This window comes from Janthinobacterium sp. GW458P (assembly GCF_002127585.1).
In the GTDB taxonomy this organism is placed as follows: Bacteria; Pseudomonadota; Gammaproteobacteria; order Burkholderiales; family Burkholderiaceae_D; genus Janthinobacterium.
Map to the genome: position 1 here is coordinate 17,250 of NZ_NEGZ01000081.1, position 13,772 is coordinate 31,021.

The window sequence follows — 13,772 nt, forward strand, 5'->3', positions numbered from 1 at the left end:
TGCCGTCATAGGTCTTGCTGCCGGACAGGACCAGGTTGGCCTTGTGGATGGTGGCCGTCACGCTGCCCGGCTGCACCAGGTTGTAGTTGCCGGCATCCGTGCCCGTCAGCGTGTAGCCGCTGACGGCGACGCTCTTGTTGCCGCCGGCGTTGGCGTCGGCAAACGTCCCCGTCGCGGAGCCGCCTGCCAGCGAAACGATATCGCCGCCGACCAGGTCGGACGACGAAATGCCTGCCCCCGTGAGCGTGGCGGTGGTCGTGCCATCATAGGTCTTGTCGCTGGCGGAAACGCCGCTGACGTTGATGCTCTTGGGCGTGATCGTCCCCGTCTTGCTGTCGAGGCCATTCAGGTAATAGTGCTGGCCACCATGGGCAATCGTGGTGCCGCCGCCACTGAACCTGACGCCGGTGATCGTCACGGCCTTGTCGGTGCCAGCATTCTTGTCGGCAAAAGTGGCCGCCTGGCCGGCAGTATCGAGCGTCAGTCCGTTCGGCATGGTCAGCAGGCTGTTGAGCCCGGCCAATCCCGCGGTCGTCGTGCCGTCATAGACCTTGGGAGCAATCGAAGCGCTCAGATTGACGGCCATATACGCAGTGAGCTGACCGGGATTGTTGAGGTACGGGGTAAAGTCCGTCGGGGTGTTGTAGCTGCTGGGGTTGTAATAGATGCTGACAGTGCCGGCATTATTTGCAAGGAAAATATTGCTATCAATGGCGGAAAGGTCGTCAAAAAAGACTGTGCCCGTGCCCCTGCCGCCATTGTCGGCCTTCAGCACGATATTGACCGCCCCTTCAGCCACGATGCCTCCGCCAAGATTGCCGATTGCTCCCCCATAAGAAACATTATTCGTAAATTTGAACTGCACATTGCGATAGGCGCTGAGCGTCAGCGTCGTGTTGCTGGTCCAGTTAGGAATGCTGGGATATCCGACGACGGAGTAGTCATTGCCGTAACCGATGCCATCGAGGATGATGATATCGCCATTGCCAGGCTTGCCAGGGGCACACGGCGTGCCCGTGCAACTGGCGGAAGCTCCGGTGGTCTTGATGGTCACATTGCCGTTATTGAGCGCCGTCGACAGGACGCGCGTATCGACGTTGATCCCGTAAGAATTTCCCCATATGCTGGCATTGCCGATCAGGATATCATCGGGGTCCAGCAGCCACTCCCCCGCCGCGCCATGGGGCGCCGCCGTACTGACGGAGGCGCTGGAGTTGACCTTCAAGGCCTTGCCCGAAGTTTCCACCTTGCCGCCGTTGCCCGACACCGCGCCGCCACGCGCCGTGATGCTGCCATTGAATTGCGTGCTGTTATCGGACCAGACGGCAACATTGCCGCCATTGCCGCGGCTGATGGCATCGGCCCTGATCGAGGCGCCGGCATCGACGATGGCCGTGTGTGCGCGTTGCTCGCTGCCGCTGCCAAGAAAATTTCCGCCAATCAAAGCCGTGCCGCCGCCCTCGCCTGACACATCAATCGCGCTGCCCGCCGCCAGCTTGACCGTGCCGCCAAGCACCTTCACGCTGCCGCCGCCTGCGCCGCCGCTGCCGGAAGCATCAAGCGTGCCGCCATTGCTTGCGGTGCCGGCATTGCCAGCCGCCAGCACAATGGAACCGTTGACGTTCTGCACGCTGCGCGCCTGAATAATGCCGGTGTTATTGATCACGCTGGCCACCAGCGCATCCCTGGCGCCGGCCGAGAGCCAGACCGCGCCACCGTCTGCCTTGATGAGGCCGCCATTTTCGGCCAGGTTGTTCAGCGTGCCCTGCTTGACCTGCAGATTGACCAGGCTATCGCCGGAAAACGACAGCGTGACGTCGCTGCCCGCGCCCAGCGCCGCCGCACCCGCTGCCGCGTTGATGCTGCCCGTATTGCTGACGGTATTGCCGATGAAGGCAACATAGCCGCCCTTGGCGGCATTGATCGTGCCCTGGTTGACGATGCTGCCCGTGCCGTTGCCGCTGAAATGGCGCGTCGCGCCGCCCAGTCCGGCATCGCCGATGTCGAGCGTCGAGGCCACCAGGCCGCCCACGTTGATTTGCGATCCGGCGCCGAACAGCACGCCATTCGGATTGATCAGGTAGACCTGGCCATTGGCGTTGAGCTGGCCGAAGAAGCGGGTGGCATGCGTGTCGCCGATGCGGTTGACGGCAATGGCGCTGGACGACGGCTGGACGAAATTGACGGTTTCCTGGCTCGTGGTATTGAACGATTGCCAATTCAATGACAGGTTCTGGCTCGCTTGCGTCACCGTGGTGGTGGCGCCGCTCTGGCTGATGGTGCCGTTGCCGGCTGTCACCTGGCCGCCTGTCGGTCCCGCCATGGCAACAGGGGTGGCCGCCAGCAAGGCGCTGAACACGAGGCTGCGATTCGCCGCCTTGCCCCGGCCCTTCGTGCGTTCCGGGACGATGACCCATGCATGGTGCACATGGCTCCAGATGAGTCGATAGATTCTGTTCATAGAGGCATGACGCATGATGGTTTTCTCTGGTTGGCGGCGCGCTGCGCGGATGGCATGCCGCTTGTTATATATGTATTAATTTGCGGAAAATCGGCCCAGATGTTCGGCGACCCGGCGGTCCAGTGCAGGCTTCCACTGTGCCGGCATCACCTGATCCACCAGTTGCGCGATACGTTCGATCTCGGCCAGTTCCGCGGTATTTTTCGTGGTGGCTTTGGCAGCGCTGTTCCACATGTAAATCTTTGCCAGGCTGGCCGGCGTCAGCGCGCCAGTGGCCGGGTCGGGCGCGCTGTTGGCGTACAGGATGGCCACCGGCAAATAGGCGGGCGCATAGCCTTCGGAGGCCGCATGCTCCAGCCATGACAAGGCCAGCGCCAGGTTGACATCGCCGCCCTCGCCCTGCGCCAGCATCACGCCCAGGCGGTATTGCGCCTGATGCTCGCGGTGTTCCGCCGCCTGCCGATACCAATGACGCGCGGCCGCCAGATCTTGCGGCACGTCCTTGCCATCCTTGTAATAGTCGGCGATGCGCAGCATGGCCGGCACCGACCCGGCCTGCGCCGCTTGCGCGCACAGCCCCAGGCCGTGCCCGACATCCTTGCCGACGGCCTGCCCGCCGATATACAGTTGACCGGCCGAACAGAGCGCATAGGCGATGCCCGCCTGCGCCGCCTTGCGATACCACGCTTCGGCCGCCTTGCCGTCGGCCGCCTGTCCGATGCCTACAGCCAGGCAATCGCCAAAAAACTGTTGCGCAGCAGGAATGTTGCCCTGCGCCGCCTTGCCGAACCAGCCGCAGGCGGCTGCCCCATTGCGCGCCCGCCCCCATCCTTCGCGTTCGATCAAGCCCAGATTGAATTGCGCCAGGGGATTGCGGGCGGCGACGCGCGCGTATTCCTTGTAGGCAAGTCCGTAGTCCTCGGCGGCCAGCGCCTTGTCGGCGCGCTTCAGCTCAGTGCTGAGGTCGCGCGGCGCGGCGCCGGCCTGTGGCGCGGCAAGCAGCAGCGTGGCCATTGTTGTAACGGCGAGAATACGCAAAGTGCTAGTCCCTGTTTGGATACAGGCCATTGGAGGCCGCGATGTAATACGTCAAGGCGATAAAAGATGGCCGGATATCGATTGCATCGCCACTTCCGACGGGAAGCGTCTGGCCGCTGGCCGTTGCGGTGCCGCCGATGACGCCGTCCAGCTTCTCACCGACCGTAGTCACGGTTCCCGCCATGCCAGGCACCGTGACCGAAACGGTGCCACCGGTGATGGCGCCGGCATTCAGTGTCGCATCCGGTGCCGCCGAGGAATAAATGTTGGAGGACGCAGAGATTGCCTTGCCCAGATAAGCGCCCGATGGCGAGGAGCCCCCATTGGCGCTACCGGACACATTCATTTTCAAGTCCGCTACCGTGCCTGTCGCAACGGTACTGGGAATGAGTGCCGTGCCCGTCAGCGCAGGCAAGGCCACGCCGACCTTCAGCTTGCTCAGGTCGACGGGAACCGCGGCCAGCGCGAACGTGTGGGGCGGCAGTTGTGCAACCTTCAATTTGATCGCATTTGCACCGCCCTTGTCGCCAGCCATGTAGTCCTCGCCGTTGGCGCCGATGACGAACTTGCCGCGCAGGTCAGGCAGCTTGAACGTCGTCTGGGTAACGACGCCATAAGCGTTACCGATCAGGGAATACAGTGCCACATTGGTATTGATATACATATCGCGTCCGTCAGCCAGCACATACTGCCGATTGAAACTGCCGAAATTGTATGGCACGGCCATGATGCAGATGCTCGCCAGGATGGGGCTGTCGGAACAGGCAAAACTGTTGGGCGCCCAGGCTGCCGAGACGATGCCGGTGATCAGCGCGGCGCGAGAAAAGTGTTTCTTAGCTACAGATTTCATTTTATATTTCCCCTTGATTTGAAGCGAACGTCTTGTTTACTTTGTGACTTCTCTATATTTCAACCGTTGCCCTTGACGTTATCGATGCGCCTGCCCGGCTTGCGGCGCTGGTCAATCGGGCAATTATTTACCGCGACGTAGACATGCTGATGCGCCGGGCAGTCGATTTGAATATTGGCTGTCCCGGGACGTGATGCAGTAAAACGCAGGCCTGCGACAGTCTTTTCCAGGCCCATCTGAATCCGATCTCTAGCCTGGATCAGGCTGCGAATAGGCAAACGACAAAAGTGGCATGGCCTGGGTGCGGCGGCGAGATAATCGATGAACCTAGCTGACTGTGCTGATCGGACTGCAGATTTCATCTTCTAGGCACGGAAAACAGAAAAGGCTAGTCAAAAAAGGTAGCCCCTCGACAAAATACTGATCAGACCTGCCCCGCATCCTGCAAATCTACTGTCCGGCCACATGTTCTTCTGATTCATTTTTCACCCGGATGACCAAGAGGTATTTCCGCACAGACATCCCATCGTGGCCTTGACACAGCACAAGAATGTGGCAGATAGAATTGACAGACAGGGATTCCATTTGCGTAGTGGCCTCCCGCTATTCCGTCGTCAACCATTGCCTTGTACGCGCTTTCATCCGCCAAGTATAGTGAGCGACTTACTTAAATAACAAACTACCAATATCCACCAAAAGTGACCAATTGTGACGATGGTTCATTCGAACCAGCAGACGCGCCGCGATAAAACGAAGCGTGGCATAAATCAGAATTGCTGCCTTCCGATGGCAGCACCGAGAACGCCAATTCCTAAGCTGCCTATTGCATCGCCATGTCGATGTCGCCTCCCGATCGAGATAGAAGCCCTGCCCGCCGGAGAGCAGCGCCATGTCGTGTAAGATGCACCACACCCGACGTTCGCCAGCGCGGCCATCCGCCTTGCAACACAGCTTATCAACCGGCTGCGGACGGCTACAGGCCACGTCCAGGAACCGAGCGGCGCTGCCAGCGCCATGTCAAGGCTTGCCAGGATTCGCCCTGGCTTCAACAAAGGTAAGAATGCAAAATGATCAGTACCCGACGTCAGCCATCCCTGAACGTCAGATCCGGGCCACCTATGACGAAGCGACTATCCGTGTCTATCAGGCCTATTCGGATGTGATCGCGGATGCCGCATTGGCGAACGGCACATTGACTGCGCCGCCATTCAAGATGGAACGCATGACCTGGATCAAACCATCATTCTTATGGATGATGTATCGCGCCGGCTGGGGGTTCAAAGACGCTGGCCAGCAACGCATACTGGCGATCGATATCAGTAGAGCGGGATTTGAATGGGCACTGGAGCACGGCTGCCTGAGCCGCGCGGATGCATCCATGAGCAAGGATGAATGGACGGCGAAGAAGGAGGCATCGCCCGTGCGCATCCAGTGGGATCCCGAACGGGACCTGCTGTTGCGGCCGCAACCATACCGAGCCATCCAGATCGGCCTCAGCAAAGAAGCTGTTGAGCTTTACGTACATCAATGGATAACAAGGGTGGCGGACGTGACGCCGCTGGCTCATTCCATCCATGCATTGCTCGCCCAGGAAAAATTTGAGGAAGCAAGGCACATGCTGCCGCAAGAAAAACCGTACTCGTCAGTATTGCATCCATCCGTAGCGCCGACACCTTGATCCTGGGAGCAGGGACAAGCAAGGTAACTCATGCAACGCGCCCTGCCCGACAATTGTCAGATAGATTGAATCCTGTATTTTGACTTGTGTTTTTTCAGAGCCAGCTTACAATTAGTTGCGAAAAATCCATCGCCGTGATTTTCAAAAAAAGTAATTCCACCGCGTGCATCAAACACATCCGGCCTTGGAAAACCGTATGCGACGAAAATTTTCTCGGCATATATTGAATAGCCGCGCATGGTCTTATATGTCCAATACTCGAAAGGGAAACAAAACAAGGCAGGCATCAACAATATTGCGCCGCATGCCGCAATTAAATCTTCCTTCTTCTCCAGCGACACATCAACAACCAAGAAAAATCCGGAAAATAGAACAATCCAGACAAATAACATCATATTTCTTGCAAATCTCATGCAACTCCAGAAAAAGGCGCGCTCTCCGCAATAAGCATTTAACGGCATCAATAACAGGCCATCCGCAATGCGAAGCAAACTGTGCACGTGAAGGATCTCGCCTCTCTTTTCCACCACCAATTTGACGAAATCGCCATTCTTAATCTTGTCCACATCGGCAAAAACACCACACACGACTTGTCCATTGACCAGTCCGGCAAAATTATGCAGATCTTCGCCATCGTACAAACTTAGCATGGCTGAATTTGCCAACGTTCCAGGCATGGCATTGATGGCGGCGGCTACACCACCGGCAAGCGTTTTTGCCGCAATATTTTTTTCAATGCCATGCAACAGGTCCACCGTTGCTCTAGAGAAATGAAAATTCCTCATTTCTCCTTCCAGGGCGAAAATCAGCTCATCAGGAAAACCCAAGGCATTTACCATGTTATTTAGCTAATTTAAAGATAATATACGCCCATCGGCAAATCGGCTCTTCCTGCTTTCCTCATCCTCTTGGTACTTTTAAAAAGATCAATTTTTTCCGGCTCAGCAATCCCAAGTGTCTTTCCCACCCTATTCATCTCCTTTGAAAATTCCATAAAATCTTTCCAACTCAAGCCAACAGTCACAAATAAAACAATCAAAGTGTTAAAGGTAGCGCAAATCAACATGAACCAGAGCGGGACACCGCCAAAAAATGCCGCCAATATCTGCAAAACATACAAGCCAACAAAAGCATAGCCACAACATTTTAATAGATGAAATTTTTTTGCCGTTGTTCCACGTTCGGAATGCGGCTGCATCCATATCTTGTTTTCCTGTACGTCAACGACTGCGACAGCGCTGAATTCATTGCCTTTTTGGCAGCCAACAACTTGAACTTCGTCTCCGTCCCTAAAATCAACACTCCAGAAACTCCCGACAACCAACTTGCCCCCTACACTCATGGTGAAGCCTGTGACAGGATCTCCGTCACTTGTCGCTGCCTGTGCGCTATGAACAGCACCTGGCTCGCCTGCGGCAGCCTGAACAATCGCCGTCAAACCAGATATTTTTTTGTTTTTTTCAGCGCTCTTCAAATAATTGACATGCATGTCGGAAGTTCTCAAACCTTCAACAATACCGCTGACCAACTTATAGGATAATTCATGCATATATTTTTCTTAATCAGTGAGCTGGCAATATCTCCCCAGCAATATCGTCAATTTATGCAGGGATTGATTTGGATTCAATTTAAAATGAACGGAAATCCACCCCAGCAATTATCAGGCGGATTGGATATTGCATTTTAAACCATGTTTCTCAAGGCCAATTCACGGCCACATCCAATAAAACCATAGCTATGCCCTTTGAATAAAGTAGCGCCCTTGCGCATATCAAAGTCGCCTGGCCCTGGAAAACCATGCGCAGCGAAAATTTCGGTCGGATATATTGAAGAGCCACGCATGGCTCCAAAGCTCCAATATTCGAAAGAAAAACAAAAAATCAGCGGCATCACGAATATGATGCCGGATATCGCAATTAAATTCTCGTCTTTTCCAAAGATACATCGATGGATAATAAAAGCATCAGAGCAAGGATGATCCAGATAGCCGGGGTCAGGTCCCTTGCAAATCTCATGCAGTTCCAGAACGAAGCACGCTCTCCGCAATAAGCATTCAATGGCATCAAAAAAATAAGCTATCGCCTATGCAAAGCAAACTGTGCACGTACAGCACATCCTTTCTCTGTGTCACCAGCAATTTGACGATGTCGCCATCCTTGATCTTGCCGGCGTCTCTGAAAAACCCGCAGACTGCTTTCCCGTTGACCAGCCGTCTGCAATTGCTCGTCGCAGGCGAACGCTTCCACCAGCAGCGGGCCCGCATCCTGCGCGCTGCCGCTTCAAGCTTGAGCTCGTACAAGCGCGTGATGCCGGAGAACGCTCCCGACGCGGCGCCCACCCGGTCCAGCAGCGCTGTGCTCATCGCGCGCCTTGCGCCGCAGCCCTGGCCGCCTTGCACAGAGGCTTGTCGACGCGGCCGGCGCAAGTTCTCTGGCGGCAACCATCGGCCGCCGCCGGCCTCAATTTGCTGCATTGCAGCAACTGAGCTTGCAGGCTGGGCGCTGCTTTTTTGGGCGCCGTGCCTGCCTGGGCGTGCGATACCAGCGCGGCCAGCAGGGCCACGTCGTTTTCCTGTTCCGGCGTGGTGGCGGGCTTGGCCGGCGCCGCAGGTTTGAGCGGCTTGGCCGGTGGTTTTTTTGGCGGCGCCGCCTTGCGCGCGCTCTTCTGCGGCGTCTCAAGCGCCTGGCTCAGCACATCCCTGGGGCTGGGCACGGGAGCCGAGACCGGGGCCGGCATGCCGGCGCCCAGCATTTCGCTCAGGCTCTGCTGAGGCAGAGCCTGCTCCTCCTCGCGTATGCTGGCCGCGGCGGTGACAGGGGCGCTGGCCACGGCCGGTGTTTCCGGCGCTGGCGCCGTGCTGGCCAACGCCGGTTCGGCCTGCGCCGCCGTTTCGCGCTGCCCCAGCCAGGCGCCGGTGGCCAGCAACAGCAGGGCGCCGGCCAGCATGCCACCCCAGACGGCCCACCGGCCGGAGCGCCTGCCTTCACGAGGCACGGGCGCGGGCCGACCGCCGCCTTCGAGATGGTTCAGGATACGGCTGCGGTCGGCCTCGGCCTGTTGCGCGGGCGTCAATAAGCTGGGCCGTGTCGATGGCCTTGGGCTGTCGTCATTGCTTTGCAAAATCTTAACTCCTGTCAATATTTACAACACCTTACGACAATAAAAAAAAGCGTGACGCATGTTAGGAAATCAACAGTGCCGACCCGGCGCACAATTGAAATATAGCCCCCGTAATTAGCAAGTTAGTAAGATATACTCTAAGGCAATATTAGCGCAAACGCTGGCACCGCGGCATTCAACTGCCCATGCATGGCGCCTTTTTTCGAACGGAGCGGGCGTGTTTTTACTGGCGGTGGCACTCTATTTTTTWCTCGCATGCCTGATCAGCTGGCTGGCGCTGTTTCCATCCGGCCGCGAACTGGTGCTGCGGGCGCTGGCGACGGCCGAACAAGGCCTGGCGGCACGACTCGCGCGGCTGGCCCGGCGCAGGAACGCCGGCCTCGACACCCTGCGCCGCAGTGGCGCCAGTACGCTGCTCGGCAGCGCGGCATTCGTGCGCCGCCATTACCTGCTGTTCCTGGGCGGTGCGGCGGTGCTCTGCCTGCCGCCGACGATCGCCTTGCTGGCAGGCAGCAAGAACATGCTGGGCGGCTATGCGGTTTCGACGCGCGAAATGAATACGCAGGTGTCGGCCCTGCTGCAAGGCGAACAGCTGGTGCCGCCGCTCGACCTGCCGCCGCTGGTGTTCGCCACCGAGGAAGTGCAGCAGATTCGGCCGATGCTGGTATCGGCCAGCCGCAACTGGGCGCTGCTCAATGCAGAGTATGCGCAAAGGCTGCTGCTGGTGTTCAAGATCATGAAGGAAAAACATGGTTACGACATGGCCATCCTGGAAGGCTACCGCAGTCCCGAACGGCAAAACATGCTGGCCGGCATGGGCAGCAATGTCAGCAATGCGGCCGCGTTCCAAAGCTGGCATCAGTTTGGCCTGGCCGCCGATTGCGCTTTTTTGCGCGACGGCAAGCTGGTGATCTCGGAAAAAGATCCCTGGGCCATGCGCGGCTATCAGCTGTATGGCGAAGTGGCCGAATCGGTCGGCATGACCTGGGGCGGCCGCTGGAAGATGATGGATTTCGGCCACACGGAATTGCGCGTGCCCGGTGTAATGAAAAAACAACGATGACTGGAAGGAACACATATGGCTGGTCCCGTAATCAGATTGGGCGATAAAACATCGCATGGCGGCAGCGTGCTGGAGGCCTCGGCGATGACGGACAGCGGCGGCATCGGCATCGCGCGCGTGGGCGACAAAGTCTCGTGCCCGCTGCCGGGCCATGGCACCTGCCCCATCGTCAGCGGCGACGCCAGCTGGATCGTCGACGGCAAGCCGGTGGCCCGCCACGGCGACAAGACCAGCTGCGGCGCGATGCTGATCGCCAGCCAGCAAGCCACCACGGATCAGCTATGACGTCCGGCCGCCGATGCAAGGGGCGGCGCTGATGCGCCCGTGGCTGCGGCGCAGCCTGCTGATACTGGCCGCGTTCGCCTTGTGCTGGGGCGGCGCAATCTGGTACTGGCGCACCAGCACGCGCATGCCATCGACGGGCGACCTGGCCGGCACCATGCTGGCGTTGCCGCTGGCGCTGCTCACCAGTTGGTGGCTGGGCAGGAAACTGCTGTCCAGGCTGGCAGCGCCGGCACCGGCGCCGGCCGATGCCGCCGGCGGTGAGGCCATGCCGGCCAGCAACGAAGCGCCGCCGCGCGCGCCGCTGCACCTGGCCGCCGCCGCCCTGCGCATGCCCGGTGGCGACTCGGCGTCGGAACTGGCGGCAGCGCTGCAGGACAGGCAGCAGCGCCCCGAATTGGATCCCGAACTGACCGACGCGCAGGGCTACCCCGTGATGAGCGCCCGCGTGGCCGGCCTCGATGAACACGGCCAGAAGGAACTGCTGGACGACTGGCTGCGGCGCCGACCGGCCGACACGGCGCGGGATGCGGCGCCGCATTTCGAGGCCGAACACCTGCGCGCACTGGCGCTGGGCGCTGGCGTGTTGAACGAACTGATGCGGGAAGCGGCGATGCACGCGGCGCTCGACGACGACAAGACGGCGCAAACGAGCGCGCGCGCCGCCCTGCCGACTCTGCAACTGCATCTGCTGTTGCCGTCCGATTGGGACAAGCCGCAGCGCGACACGGGTGCCGCCTGGCTGCACGCGCAAGCGGCACAGCAAGGCTGGCCATCCGACAAGCTCAGCACGCATTTGGCCGGCGACAGCGGGCCGCTGGCGCTGATCGAACAGCTGGCCGCGCAGGCTGCCTTGCAAGCGCTGCCTTGCCTGGCCATCGTGCTCGCTTGCGCTTCCCATATCGGCGAGCTGACCATGCATGACTGGATCGCGCGCGACCTGCTGTTCAATACCGGCCAGCCGGGCGGACAGATTCCCGGCGAAGGCGCGGCCGGCCTGTTGCTGGCCGATGCAGCCCAGGCGGCGGCGCTGCAGGCCGATACGCCGGTACTGCTGCACCATGCCAGCACTGCCGTGCGCGGCCGGTCGGCGGACAGCCGCGGCCATGGCGATGCCAGCTTGCTCGCCGAGCTGGGCGGCAAGGCCATGTCGGCGGCGTCTGTCGCCCCTGCCGCGATCACGCGGCTCTACGCCGATGCCGACCAGCGCTCGAGCCGCATGATCGAACTGATGAACAATGCCGGCACGCTGCTGCCCGATATCGATCTCAGCGAGGACGTGCTGAGCGTGGCAGCGGCCTGCGGCCAGAGTGGCCAGGTAGCCACCTTGGCCGCGCTGGTGCTGGCGCGGCACGAAGCGGCGGGCAATGCCAGCCAGGTGTTATTCCTGAGCAACCTCGACGCCTTCCACCGCGCTGCCGTGGTGGTGGGTGGGGCGGCCGTCGCCCATGAAATCCTCGCCGCGACATGAATCCTTCCTCCACCATGCCTGTCAACCTCTGGCCCCTCATACTATGATGCAACGATTCTGGCATTCCATTACTACCCGTTTCAGCCTGTTCGCCATCGGCTTCGTGGCGCTGGCCGCGCTGCTGGCCAGTTGCGCCGTCATCTTTCAATGGCCGCTCGCATGGATCGTGCCGCCGCTGGCGATGGTCCTGCTGGTCGCCAGCGTGGTCTGGTGGCTGCAGCGCAGGCGCCGCCAGCGCGATGCCGCCCGGTTCGGCGGCATGCTGGAACAGCAGACAGCCGGCGCGGCGCCCAAGGCGGGAGCCGCCCAGCGCGAGGAAACCGAAGCCATCCGCAAGCGCATGCTCGAGGCGATCGGCACCATCAAGACGTCCAAACTGGGCCAGCTGTCGGGTGACGCGGCCCTGTATGAATTGCCCTGGTATATGATCATCGGCAATCCGGCGGCCGGCAAGAGCACGGCGATCGCCAATTCCGGCCTGCAGTTTCCGTTTGCCGACAGCAAGATCGTGCAAGGCATCGGCGGCACCCGCAATTGCGACTGGTTCTTCACCACCGACGGCATCCTGCTCGACACGGCGGGCCGCTATTCGGTCAACGACGAAGACCGCGCCGAGTGGTTCGGCTTCCTGTCACTGCTGAAAAAACACCGCAAGCGCGCGCCGATCAACGGCATCATCATCGCCGTCAGCATTGCCGAACTGACCGGCAGCCGGCCCGAGTTTGCCATCAACCTGGCCAAGAACCTGCGCCAGCGGGTGCAGGAGCTGACGGAAAAACTGGAAGTGCACGCGCCCGTCTACGTGGTGTTCACCAAGGCCGACCTGATTACCGGCTTCAACGAATTTTTCCAGGACACGGAACGCGGCGAACGCGACCGGGTATGGGGCGCCACCCTGCCGTACAGCCAGACCAGTTCCAAACAGGACGTGCTGGAGCAGTTCGACCAGCGTTTCGACGAGCTGTATGACGGCCTGAAAGAGCTGAGCCTGGCCAGCATGGCGCTGCAGCAGAACGAACGCATGCCGCCGGGCGTGTTCACCTTCCCGCTCGAATTCAGCGCGATCAAGGGGTCGCTGCGCGCCTTCGTCGCCACCCTGTTCGAGGAAAATCCGTTCCAGTTCAAGCCTGTCATGCGCGGCTTCTATTTCACCAGCGCGCTGCAGGAAGGCGCATCGGTATCGGCCTCGTCGGAACGCGTGGCGCAGCGCTTCGACTTGAAACTGCAACCGCAGCAACACAACGCGGTGCAGGACCAGCACGGCTATTTCCTGCTCAATCTGTTCCGCAAGGTAATCTTCGCCGACAAGGAACTGGTGGCCCAGTATGCCAGTCCAGCCAAGACCCGCCTGCGCTACGCCACCTTCTTTGCCGCCACGGCGCTGGTGGGCCTGGCGCTGGCCGGCTGGAGCTGGTCCTACATGGCCAACCGCCAGCTGGTGGCCAATGTGCAGGCCGACCTGGACCAGGCGATCAAGGTGCAGGACAAGCGGCTCGACCTGCAATCGCGCTTCGAAGCGCTGGAAATCCTGCAGGACCGGATCGAGCAGCTCGACTCCTACCGCAACAGCCGGCCCGTCTCGCTGGGCCTGGGGCTGTACCAGGGGGATCTGCTGGAGCGCAAACTGCGCGAAGAGTATTTCTCGGGCGTGCGTGAGGTGATGCTGGGCCCGGTCGCGCAATCGCTGGAAGCCTTCCTGGCCGAAGTCAACGCCGGCGCCAGCCGCTTGCAGCCGATGGCCAGCACGCCTCAGTCGGGCGCGGTATCGGCCAGCGCGGCAGCCACCCTGCCCGCGCCGGCCGGCACCCT

15 protein-coding genes are annotated in these 13,772 nt (G+C 60.1%); 6 read left to right on the forward strand and 9 right to left on the reverse strand.

Features of this window, described 5'->3' with window-relative positions:
* The 4 genes from CBW50_RS26535 to CBW50_RS29555 form a co-directional block, all read right to left on the reverse strand.
* Positions 1-2,428: YDG domain-containing protein (locus CBW50_RS26535; protein WP_253252005.1), on the reverse strand; the 2,428-nt coding region annotated here is incomplete at its 3' end.
* A gap of 108 nt (positions 2,429-2,536) precedes the next feature.
* The gene (locus CBW50_RS26540; RefSeq protein ID WP_086148288.1) at positions 2,537-3,475 is read right to left on the reverse strand and encodes a tetratricopeptide repeat protein; all 939 of its coding nucleotides are present in this window, start codon (positions 3,473-3,475) and stop codon (positions 2,537-2,539) included.
* 28 nt (positions 3,476-3,503) lie between these two features.
* Positions 3,504-4,349, reverse strand: a complete 846-nt coding sequence (locus CBW50_RS26545; RefSeq protein WP_226935593.1) for a phage tail protein — start codon at positions 4,347-4,349, stop codon at positions 3,504-3,506.
* A 59-nt stretch (positions 4,350-4,408) separates the two neighbouring features.
* Positions 4,409-4,585, reverse strand: coding sequence for a hypothetical protein (locus CBW50_RS29555; protein WP_157792400.1), 177 nt, complete (start codon positions 4,583-4,585; stop codon positions 4,409-4,411).
* An 824-nt stretch (positions 4,586-5,409) separates the two neighbouring features.
* Here CBW50_RS29555 and CBW50_RS26550 point away from each other — a divergent pair.
* Complete coding sequence (locus CBW50_RS26550; protein WP_086148290.1) at positions 5,410-6,027, forward strand: DUF4291 domain-containing protein; 618 nt, start codon at positions 5,410-5,412, stop codon at positions 6,025-6,027.
* 56 nt (positions 6,028-6,083) lie between these two features.
* On the opposite strand, the gene CBW50_RS26555 is transcribed toward CBW50_RS26550, so the two are convergent.
* Together CBW50_RS26555 and CBW50_RS26560 are read right to left on the reverse strand one after the other, a co-directional pair.
* Positions 6,084-6,866 (reverse strand): hypothetical protein, encoded by a 783-nt coding sequence (locus CBW50_RS26555; protein ID WP_143450794.1) that lies wholly within the window; start codon positions 6,864-6,866, stop codon positions 6,084-6,086.
* Between the two features lie 14 nt (positions 6,867-6,880).
* The gene (locus tag CBW50_RS26560; RefSeq protein ID WP_139842659.1) at positions 6,881-7,576 is read right to left on the reverse strand and encodes a putative type VI secretion system effector; all 696 of its coding nucleotides are present in this window, start codon (positions 7,574-7,576) and stop codon (positions 6,881-6,883) included.
* On the opposite strand from CBW50_RS26560, the gene CBW50_RS29560 reads away from it, so the two are divergent.
* A complete protein-coding gene (locus tag CBW50_RS29560; protein ID WP_172404902.1) occupies positions 7,571-7,714 on the forward strand; it encodes a hypothetical protein in 144 nt (47 codons plus the stop codon). The genes CBW50_RS26560 and CBW50_RS29560 overlap by 6 nt on opposite strands.
* Here the strand turns inward: CBW50_RS29560 and CBW50_RS29175 are convergent.
* The 3 genes from CBW50_RS29175 to CBW50_RS26570 form a co-directional block, all read right to left on the reverse strand.
* Positions 7,711-7,920 (reverse strand): hypothetical protein, encoded by a 210-nt coding sequence (locus CBW50_RS29175; protein WP_139842660.1) that lies wholly within the window; start codon positions 7,918-7,920, stop codon positions 7,711-7,713. The genes CBW50_RS29560 and CBW50_RS29175 overlap by 4 nt on opposite strands.
* A gap of 169 nt (positions 7,921-8,089) precedes the next feature.
* The gene (locus CBW50_RS26565; RefSeq protein ID WP_086148293.1) at positions 8,090-8,389 is read right to left on the reverse strand and encodes a hypothetical protein; all 300 of its coding nucleotides are present in this window, start codon (positions 8,387-8,389) and stop codon (positions 8,090-8,092) included.
* Complete coding sequence (locus tag CBW50_RS26570) at positions 8,386-9,147, reverse strand: hypothetical protein (protein ID WP_139842661.1); 762 nt, start codon at positions 9,145-9,147, stop codon at positions 8,386-8,388. The genes CBW50_RS26565 and CBW50_RS26570 overlap by 4 nt, the downstream gene beginning before the upstream one ends.
* Positions 9,148-9,364: 217 nt before the next feature.
* Here CBW50_RS26570 and CBW50_RS29565 point away from each other — a divergent pair, with 217 nt between their 5' ends.
* The 4 genes from CBW50_RS29565 to tssM form a co-directional block, all read left to right on the forward strand.
* Complete coding sequence (locus tag CBW50_RS29565) at positions 9,365-10,210, forward strand: M15 family metallopeptidase (RefSeq protein ID WP_172404903.1); 846 nt, start codon at positions 9,365-9,367, stop codon at positions 10,208-10,210.
* Positions 10,211-10,225: 15 nt separating this feature from the next.
* A complete protein-coding gene (locus tag CBW50_RS26580) occupies positions 10,226-10,495 on the forward strand; it encodes a PAAR domain-containing protein (protein ID WP_086148295.1) in 270 nt (89 codons plus the stop codon).
* Positions 10,496-10,526: 31 nt separating this feature from the next.
* On the forward strand, positions 10,527-11,963 hold the full coding sequence (locus CBW50_RS26585; protein WP_099420626.1) for a hypothetical protein: 1,437 nt from the start codon (positions 10,527-10,529) through the stop codon (positions 11,961-11,963).
* A gap of 46 nt (positions 11,964-12,009) precedes the next feature.
* A partial coding sequence (tssM, locus tag CBW50_RS26590) for a type VI secretion system membrane subunit TssM (RefSeq protein WP_216356420.1) occupies positions 12,010-13,772 on the forward strand: 1,763 nt, incomplete at its 3' end.

Bases quoted from the DNA above. Each gene is read 5' to 3' on its own strand.
- CBW50_RS26540 (WP_086148288.1), bottom strand. From the start codon at position 3,475: ATGGCCACGCTGCTGCTTGCCGCGCCACAGGCCGGCGCCGCGCCGCGC.
- CBW50_RS26545 (WP_226935593.1), bottom strand. From the start codon at position 4,349: ATGAAATCTGTAGCTAAGAAACACTTTTCTCGCGCCGCGCTGATCACC.
- CBW50_RS29555 (WP_157792400.1), bottom strand. From the start codon at position 4,585: ATGGGCCTGGAAAAGACTGTCGCAGGCCTGCGTTTTACTGCATCACGT.
- CBW50_RS26550 (WP_086148290.1), top strand. From the start codon at position 5,410: ATGCAAAATGATCAGTACCCGACGTCAGCCATCCCTGAACGTCAGATC.
- CBW50_RS26555 (WP_143450794.1), bottom strand. From the start codon at position 6,866: ATGGTAAATGCCTTGGGTTTTCCTGATGAGCTGATTTTCGCCCTGGAA.
- CBW50_RS29560 (WP_172404902.1), top strand. From the start codon at position 7,571: ATGCATATATTTTTCTTAATCAGTGAGCTGGCAATATCTCCCCAGCAA.
- CBW50_RS26560 (WP_139842659.1), bottom strand. From the start codon at position 7,576: ATGCATGAATTATCCTATAAGTTGGTCAGCGGTATTGTTGAAGGTTTG.
- CBW50_RS26565 (WP_086148293.1), bottom strand. From the start codon at position 8,389: ATGAGCACAGCGCTGCTGGACCGGGTGGGCGCCGCGTCGGGAGCGTTC.
- CBW50_RS26580 (WP_086148295.1), top strand. From the start codon at position 10,226: ATGGCTGGTCCCGTAATCAGATTGGGCGATAAAACATCGCATGGCGGC.
- CBW50_RS26585 (WP_099420626.1), top strand. From the start codon at position 10,527: ATGCGCCCGTGGCTGCGGCGCAGCCTGCTGATACTGGCCGCGTTCGCC.